Here is an 8253-nt window from a genome sequence, read left to right as displayed (position 1 = left end):
AGTTGATACTGCTTCTTCTCCATACGTCCGCAACCGCCTTTTCAACTACATCGTTTCAATTTGCACACTATCGAGTCTCTTCTTAATTTCTATGTTCAAAAGTCTCGTAACATTAAATTGTCGGGTTGGTTTACACTCTGCAATAATACGAATCTTTAAATCCGTCGTCCCCACTACCTGAACCCCAAGCACTTCGGGCTCCTTCACAATATCCTCAGTAAGCTCTTGCACGTGCTTGACTGTGTCTTTGAGAATTTGCGTAGCATCATCAATATTCAAGTGATGAGGAATCGTCACATCGACAACGGCCAAAGAATTGTACGTAGAGAAATTGGTGACCTGCTTAATATTTCCGTTTGGAATGATATGTACCTCGCCCGTCCAGCTTTTAATCCTCGTGACACGAATACCAATCTCTTCAACAGTCCCTTTGTATGAATCAATTTGAATGACATCCCCTACCCCAAACTGATCCTCGAATATAATGAAGAAACCGGTAATAACATCTTTCACTAAACTCTGTGCTCCGAAACCTATCGCAAGTCCTAGTACACCTGCCCCAGCAAGCAAAGGTCCCAGATTTAAACCAACTTGCCCCAGGATCAACATAATACAGATAAGATTCACCGTATAGGCTATTAAATTATGTATAAGGCTTCCTATCGTATTCGTTCTACGTCTATCAAATTTCAATGGTGACTTATCTCTAGCTGCTATCATATGAGAAATCGTTTTGTCGGCAATTTTGATACATACTTTTGCAACTATATAGATGAGAATAATTTTTACGATAATCCAAAATAGGGAAGCTAGTATTTCGGGTTTCGATAGATGCTCTTGGATCCAGTTCATCAAATCCGTGAAATACTTCGTAATAAAGGCCACGGTTTAGACCTCCTTTTTCATTCCATGGTAACATATTTATCTTCTTTTTTAAAATAGATGCCTCTGATTTCTACGTTCTCTGACTCAATAATCTCTTGAACTTGTACTAGATTTTCTCCTGGAAATTCAATAGAAAGGGCACAGCCTGCTGTAATTTCTTTCGGAGTAGGTCTGATGTCGATTTCTATATCCGCATACTCTAGCAGCATTTCAGCGCGCAAGGCTTGCTGCGTAGAATCGAAGGCTAACAACATGACGGAAATATTCAAGGAAAATCCCTCCTCTCCTACGTATAAATGTCTCTATCTATCCATATACTAGTAAAAAAAGAAGAAGTACTTTGGAGGGATATGATGAAATTCCAAATTGGTTTCGACGGAATGAAAGACACGGAACTGACCCCACTCAAAATTCAGCACACAGACGCCGATACCCCTTTTCTTCTCTCTAAGCATTTGCAATCCATTTTTAGCAAGCTACCAACCTATCAACCTATCGTTGTTATCTGTGTGGGAACTGACCGTTCTACGGGAGATTCACTTGGTCCGTTAGTTGGCTCACATTTGAACCGTACGACCAATCTTCGTAACCTTCACTTATTCGGTACTTTAGATGAACCTGTCCATGCCATGAACTTATCTGAAACTGTTGATAAAATTCAACGTCAATTCGATAACCCTTTCATCGTTGCCGTCGATGCGTGTTTAGGCCAAGTATCCAGCGTAGGTTGCATTCAAGTTGCAGATGGTCCGCTTAAGCCTGGTGCTGGTGTTAATAAAGATCTTCCCCCAGTTGGCAATATTCATGTGACAGGGATCGTTAACGTAGGTGGTTTCATGGAATATTTCGTCCTTCAAAATACCCGACTCAGCCTAGTCATGAACATGGCAAACGTAATTGGCGATGCTCTCCACTCTGCATTACGTCGCACTCAAGCTTTTGCACCAAGCGCTAAGACGGCTTTACAGCTTGATTAATTGCCTCTTTTTCTTCTGGACTCAGGGTGTAAGTAGACTGCCCATTTTGAATCGGCTTCGCATACAAGTACATCTGCTCCCGGCTATGTATTCCCGTTAAAACCACACCGTCTTGGAAGTCATCCAATATGGCAATTGTGAAGCTCAGGTTACTACCTCCATCATTGAAGGCGTTATATCGATGAATCGCTACTTTGGATTTCATCTTCGTTAGGGATTGGCGAATTGTATCAACCTGGGCTGATGTCACTTCTGACTCAGCCTTTTGCTCGTTGATTGCCTGTTGCATTTCAATAAGGAGCTGCTCCATATTGTCTGATCTTGAACCATTCATCATTTGTGTGTATCGTTTGCGCAATGATGATAATTTGACTAAAAGAATTAATACGAATATGAATAAAACTAAGATTAATGCCAAGATAGCTAATACGACCAAATTGCCATTCAATCCGTACAGTTCCCCCATGGTTGATCCCTCTTTCTACTTAGCATACTGCGATTGGATCTCTTTCACTGCATATATAAGAGCATCCACTTCTTCGTCCGTTGTAAAATAACCTATACTTGCTCTAACAGCTCCCTTGGCTAGTGTGCCTGCCGATTCATGTGCAAGCGGCGTACAATGATAGCCAGATCGTACAGCGATTTGAAAAGATTGATCCAATATAAAGGCGACTTCAGATGAATCCGCGTTATTGATATTAAAGGAAACAATCCCTGTTTTATTTTGTCCAAGAGCTGGGCCAAGAATCGTGACTCCTTCAATTCCCAGCAAACCTTCCATCAGCATCTGCGTTTGACGCCACTCTTTTGAGTGGATCTTCTCAATCGTTTCTGCAATCACAAACTTGACGCCTTCATTTAACCCAGCAATTCCAACCGTGTTCTGTGTACCTGCCTCATACCGATCAGGCCTTACCGTTGGTTGATGAATAGCTTCTGATTGACTGCCTGTCCCTCCATGCATCAGCGGCTCCAAATCAATGTCCGGATGGATATATAGACCACCCGTTCCCTGAGGCCCCAGAAGCCCCTTGTGGCCCGGGAAAGCCAACATATCAATATGCATATCTCCTACGTGAATAGGCAGTATACCTGCGCTCTGAGCAGCGTCTACAAGTAGCTTAGCGCCGTGAGCACGGCATAACTCACCGATCTCTGCCACTGGCATAATCGTCCCTAATAAGTTAGAACTGTGATTCACCACAACTAGTGAAGTGTTTGGTCGTAATGCCTCTTTGAAATCATCGAGTTGGATATTTCCTTCTTCATCATTACGGATATAGGTAAGTTCTATTCCAGCCGTAGCTTTCAAATGTTCCAATGGCCTGCGTACGGAGTTATGTTCAATATTTGTACAGATCACGTGATCGCCAGGTTTTACAAATCCCTTGATCGCTTGGTTCAGCGCATGTGTCGTGTTCAGGGCAAATGACAAATCGTTCGGGTTTTTAATCCCAAATAAGCGAGCTAAGTTTTTTCTCGTTTCAAATAATACTCGACTTGCTTTCACCGCCATCTGGTGGCTTCCCCGTCCAGGGTTTGCAGCATAATCTTGCATGCAAGTCATCATTGCATCCATAACAGCCGGTGGCTTTGGCCAAGACGAGGCTGCTTGATCAAAATACATGACATCCTTCATATTATCACCCTCTCCTGCGGATTCAGAGTTCCACTCATAAATATAGCATACCTTAGTTTGATCTTTCTGTTCGAAAGAAAACCATCGGTATGCTATCTAATTTTAAGAGATTTTGCCTTGAAGCAATTCTAGCAGACGGTTCAAGTCGTCTTTTGAATAGTAGAGAAGCTCAATTTTTCCCTTGTCCTGCTGATTCTTGATTTTAACCGTGGTTCGGTAAATATCTCTTAATTGATCCTCAGCTTGGTTGATATAGGGATCTCTATTCTTTTCTTTTTGCTTCGTTTTTTCTTTTTCATGGCCAGGTGGTTCCTCTAGCATTTTCACAGCTTCTTCAAGTTCACGGACACTCCATTGCTTACTGATGGCGGTTTCCGCTAACTCTTTCTTGATTTTATCATCTTTAACACCAACAATTGCTCTTGCGTGACCCATGGATAATGTTCCACGTGAAACATATTGTTTAATTGATTCTGGTAATTGAAGTAGTCTTAGGAAGTTCGCGATGTGTGAGCGGCTCTTTCCGACCTTTGCTGAAAGCTCTTCTTGCGTTAACGAGAACTGATCAATAATTCCCTGATAAGCAAAAGCGATCTCCATTGCGTTCAGATCTTCCCGCTGAACATTCTCAATCAACGCGATTTCCATGACCTGTTGGTCCGTGAAGTTTCTTTCGACCGCAGGAATCGTAGCAATTCCTGTTACTTGGGAAGCCCGAAATCTTCGCTCACCGGCAATGATTTCATACCCTTTAAGAACCTTACGAACAATAATAGGCTGGATAACACCATGTTCTCTGATTGAATCTGCTAACTCTTTAATACTATCTTCGTTAAAATGCTTTCTAGGTTGATAAGGGTTAGCTCTCAATTGTGCTAAAGGAATCTGAATAACTTTATCGCTTTCATCAATATGTAGTGAAGTAATTAAAGCATCCAGCCCTTTACCTAAACCTTTGTTTAGGCCTTTGGTCATATCGAGATCACTTCCTTCGCAAGCTCTAAATACACTTCCGCGCCTTTTGATCTAGGATCATACGTAATAATCGATTGCCCATGACTGGGAGCTTCGCTTAAGCGAACGTTCCGTGGGATAATCGTTTGATATACTTTCGTCTGGAAGTATTTCTTAACTTCCTCAATGACTTGAATGCCGAGGTTTGTTCTAGCATCAAACATCGTCAATAAAACGCCTTCAATTTGAAGCCCTGTATTAAGATGCTTTTGAACTAAACGAACTGTATTAAGCAGTTGGCTTAATCCTTCAAGCGCGTAGTATTCACATTGAATTGGAATGATAACAGAATCAGCAGCAGTTAATGAATTAATCGTAAGTAGACCTAAGGATGGTGGACAATCAATAAGGATATAATCATACATATGTTTAACAAGTTGCAAAGATTTCTTCAAGCGCACTTCCCTTGAGATCGTTGGAACAAGTTCAATCTCAGCTCCTGCTAGTTGAATTGTCGCAGGCACAATTTTAAGATTTGGAACATTCGTATCTACGGTTGCATCTTTGGGGTGAACATCGTTAATAAGCACATCATAGATGCAGTTCACGACATCGGCCTTGTTAATACCGATACCACTAGTCGTATTCCCCTGTGGATCGATGTCAACGAGAAGCACTCTCTTCCCTAGTGAAGCTAAGGAAGCACCCAAATTCACAGAAGTTGTCGTCTTACCGACGCCACCCTTCTGATTCGTTATTGCTATAATTTTAGACAAAACCATTTCACCTCAATCGCTTATGTTCCAAATGCCATACTAAAGCAGTATATCTATCTTAACATATCTATCATTCAGTTACCTTATCTATATTTGATAGTTTTATCTCATAAGATGCAAAAAAACGGCTTGCGCCGTTTAAGGTAGCAATAAATGCTCAATTATTTTTAGGAATCTTAATTATAATTTCGTAGTGATCCTCATGATCTTTCTCAGACGTGTTAATGTTCAAGCCTGAACTAGTAACCATCTCAACAGATTGGCGAATGGTGTTTAAAGCAAGTCGAACATCTTTGGAGAAAGATACACGGCGTGACTTTTTAATCTTCGTTGCTTCCTTTAAAAAGTTAATCTTAATCTCTGTTTGCTTAACGTTCAGCTCTTTAGCAATGACTTCTTCAAGAATTTTCACTTGCATCTCTTCTTGATCCAATGATAGCAGAGCCCTCGCATGACGCTCAGTGATCTTCCGCTCCATTAAAGCCATCTTAACGGGTTCGCTTAAATTTAAAAGGCGGATTTTATTCGCAATCGTTGATTGACTCTTACCAAGACGCTGCGCCAAGCTTTCTTGCGTCAAATCGTGCATCTCAATCAACTGCTGGTAAGCTGCAGCCTCTTCGATTGCGGTCAAACCTTCGCGTTGCAGGTTCTCGATAAGAGCAATAGATGCAGCTTGAGAATCATTAAAATCTCGCACAATTGCAGGGATTGTATCTAACCCCAGCTTCTTGACAGCTCTTAAGCGACGTTCTCCGGCAATAAGCTCGAATGTATTGTTTTTGATTCTGACAACGATTGGCTGAATGACACCATGCGTTCGAATCGTTTGGCACAATTCATCAATACGATCATCATCAAATAAGGTTCTAGGTTGATATGGACTTGGAATAATAGTATTAACTGGTATGTTTTTGACCTCATCCGTCGACGAACGATCAGCAAGTCCAAATAGCTTTGAAATTTGTTCTTTCATAGGAAACCCTACCACCAACTCTTCCCGTAGTTTAAGCGACCATTACGATCCAAAGATAGACGACCTCTTCGTCCTACAGAACGAAAACGCTTGTCAAGAATACGGCGAAGTATGACAAGTGCAATCACATAAACTCACTACAAATAGAATAGATTCTTACTATTATATATTCTTCATCGAAGCTAGATTTCCTGCTTATAGCAATTGTGAAACTTAAATGAATAATGTTTCACGTGGAACATTTTTAGTGCTTCATCAGAGGCTCTTTCAGAGGAATTCCAGCTTTTCTAGGATACTTAGCCGGTGTTGCAGCGAGTTTCTGAATTTCAACAAAATGCCTTAAAGATTCCTCAATAGGTAGTTGCATCTTAAGAACTCTAATTACTTTCCCCTTCAACTCAGATAAACTATAAGAGGAATCACTTAGCTCTTCTTCAATCTCTGAGCCTTTCATCGCAATAAACGTGCCGTCCTTCTTAGCGAAAGGAAGACAAAATTCATTCAACACTTGAAGTCTAGCAACAGCTCTAGCAGTAACAAGGTCAAACTGATCACGATATTTAGGCAATCTAGCAATGTCCTCTGCTCTACCATGAACGCAATCCGTATCAGATAACCCAAGTTGTGATACTAATTCTTTTAAGAAAAAAATCCGTTTATTCAAAGAATCAATAATAGTAACCTTTAGGTGAGGGAAAGCAATTTTCAAAGGAATACTTGGAAACCCTGCACCTGAGCCAATATCTGCAATCGTAGAAACAGCGTTCATATCATAATTAAAAGAAACAGAAAGAGAGTCGTAGAAGTGCTTTACATATACTTGCTCTCTCTCCGTAATACCTGTTAGATTCATTTTCTCATTCCACTCTACAAGTGTCTTAAAGTACAACTCGAATTGTTCCAATTGTAGAGTAGAAAGAGTGATCTGTTTTTCTTCTAAAAACTGAACGAATTGTTGTTGAATAGCATCCATATGTTAACCTCTAGCCGCCGTGACTCTGTTATAGTGTTCCAAATATACAAGAAGGATCGAAATATCCGAAGGAGTAACACCCGCAATACGCGATGCCTGACCAATTGAGATTGGACGGATTTTAGCGAGCTTTTGCTTAGCTTCCGTTGCAATCCCATGAATTTCGCTGTATTCGATATCATCCGGAATCTTTTTCTTTTCCATTTTACGCAGGCGTTCTACTTGAATGCTTTGTTTCTCAATGTATCCCGCATACTTCACCTGAATCTCTACTTGCTCCTTCATTTCATCATCCAGCTCAAGWGGTGAAGGAGACATTTGCTCAATGTGTTTATATTCAATTTCAGGACGACGAAGCAGCCCGATTGCTGGGACAGAGTTATTCAATACTACACTTTCCAAACTTTCTAACAGCTGCTGAACATGCGGTTCAGGTCTAATTTTATCTGTATTTAAACGCTCAATTTCTTGATCAACTAATGATTTTTTCTTCAAAAATGTCGCATAACGCTCCTCAGAAATCAACCCAATATCATGGCCAATTGGTGTTAGACGTAAGTCAGCATTGTCGTGGCGAAGCAGCAGACGATATTCAGCGCGCGACGTTAATAGACGATATGGTTCATTCGTCCCCTTAGTAACTAGATCATCGATAAGAACACCGATATACCCTTCGGATCGATCCAACACAACGGCTTCTTTCCCTTGCACTTTACGAGCCGCGTTAATCCCAGCCATAACACCTTGCCCAGCTGCTTCTTCATATCCAGAGGTTCCGTTTATTTGTCCAGCAGTAAACAATCCGCTAATAAGCTTAGTCTCTAAGGAAGGTTTCAATTGTGTAGGAACAACTGCATCATACTCAATGGCATAACCGGTGCGCATCATTTCAACTTTTTCAAGGCCTGGAATTGAACGTAAAATACCAAGCTGCACATCTTCCGGCATACTCGTAGATAAACCTTGTACATAATATTCAGATGTATTCCGGCCTTCCGGTTCTAAGAAAATCTGATGCTTAGGTTTATCAGCAAAACGAACAATTTTATCTTCAATAGACGGGCAATATC

10 protein-coding genes are annotated in these 8253 nt (G+C 40.9%); 1 reads left to right on the top strand and 9 read right to left on the bottom strand.

Translation table 11 applies throughout. From position 1 onward, the window contains the following. Positions 1-45 precede the first annotated feature (45 nt). Positions 46-885, bottom strand: a complete 840-nt coding sequence (locus AC1DUA_RS13180; RefSeq protein WP_477500193.1) for a mechanosensitive ion channel family protein — start codon at positions 883-885, stop codon at positions 46-48. A 17-nt stretch (positions 886-902) separates the two neighbouring features. After that, positions 903-1139 carry a putative Se/S carrier protein gene (locus AC1DUA_RS13175; protein ID WP_127454124.1) on the bottom strand — a complete coding sequence of 79 codons (237 nt, stop codon included), beginning with the start codon at positions 1137-1139 and terminating at the stop codon, positions 903-905. Positions 1140-1238: 99 nt separating this feature from the next. Between AC1DUA_RS13175 and yyaC the strand changes: the two genes are divergently transcribed. Then, on the top strand, positions 1239-1862 hold the full coding sequence (gene yyaC, locus AC1DUA_RS13170) for a spore protease YyaC (protein ID WP_477500192.1): 624 nt from the start codon (positions 1239-1241) through the stop codon (positions 1860-1862). On the opposite strand, the gene AC1DUA_RS13165 is transcribed toward yyaC, so the two are convergent. The 7 genes from AC1DUA_RS13165 to AC1DUA_RS13135 all read right to left on the bottom strand — a co-directional run. Further along, entirely contained in the window at positions 1837-2328 is a 492-nt protein-coding gene (locus tag AC1DUA_RS13165) for a DUF4446 family protein (protein WP_477500191.1), read from the bottom strand. The two genes, yyaC and AC1DUA_RS13165, sit on opposite strands and share 26 nt — an antisense overlap. A 15-nt stretch (positions 2329-2343) precedes the next feature. After that, positions 2344-3504: an aminotransferase class V-fold PLP-dependent enzyme gene (locus AC1DUA_RS13160; protein ID WP_477500190.1), complete on the bottom strand. Its 1161-nt coding sequence runs from the start codon at positions 3502-3504 to the stop codon at positions 2344-2346. Positions 3505-3606: 102 nt separating this feature from the next. Further along, the gene (locus AC1DUA_RS13155) at positions 3607-4479 is read right to left on the bottom strand and encodes a ParB/RepB/Spo0J family partition protein (protein ID WP_477500189.1); all 873 of its coding nucleotides are present in this window, start codon (positions 4477-4479) and stop codon (positions 3607-3609) included. Next, a complete protein-coding gene (locus tag AC1DUA_RS13150; protein ID WP_161406876.1) occupies positions 4476-5234 on the bottom strand; it encodes a ParA family protein in 759 nt (252 codons plus the stop codon). The genes AC1DUA_RS13155 and AC1DUA_RS13150 overlap by 4 nt, the downstream gene beginning before the upstream one ends. Before the next feature lie 157 nt (positions 5235-5391). Continuing rightward, a complete protein-coding gene (gene noc / locus AC1DUA_RS13145; protein ID WP_477500188.1) occupies positions 5392-6210 on the bottom strand; it encodes a nucleoid occlusion protein in 819 nt (272 codons plus the stop codon). A gap of 244 nt (positions 6211-6454) precedes the next feature. Continuing rightward, a complete protein-coding gene (rsmG, locus tag AC1DUA_RS13140; protein WP_477500187.1) occupies positions 6455-7183 on the bottom strand; it encodes a 16S rRNA (guanine(527)-N(7))-methyltransferase RsmG in 729 nt (242 codons plus the stop codon). Between the two features lie 3 nt (positions 7184-7186). Beyond that, positions 7187-8253: FAD-dependent oxidoreductase (locus tag AC1DUA_RS13135; protein ID WP_477500186.1), on the bottom strand; the 1067-nt coding region annotated here is incomplete at its 5' end.

This window comes from Paenibacillus sp. 01T422 (genome assembly GCF_056398785.1).
This window is presented reverse-complemented; position numbering and strand designations above follow the sequence as displayed.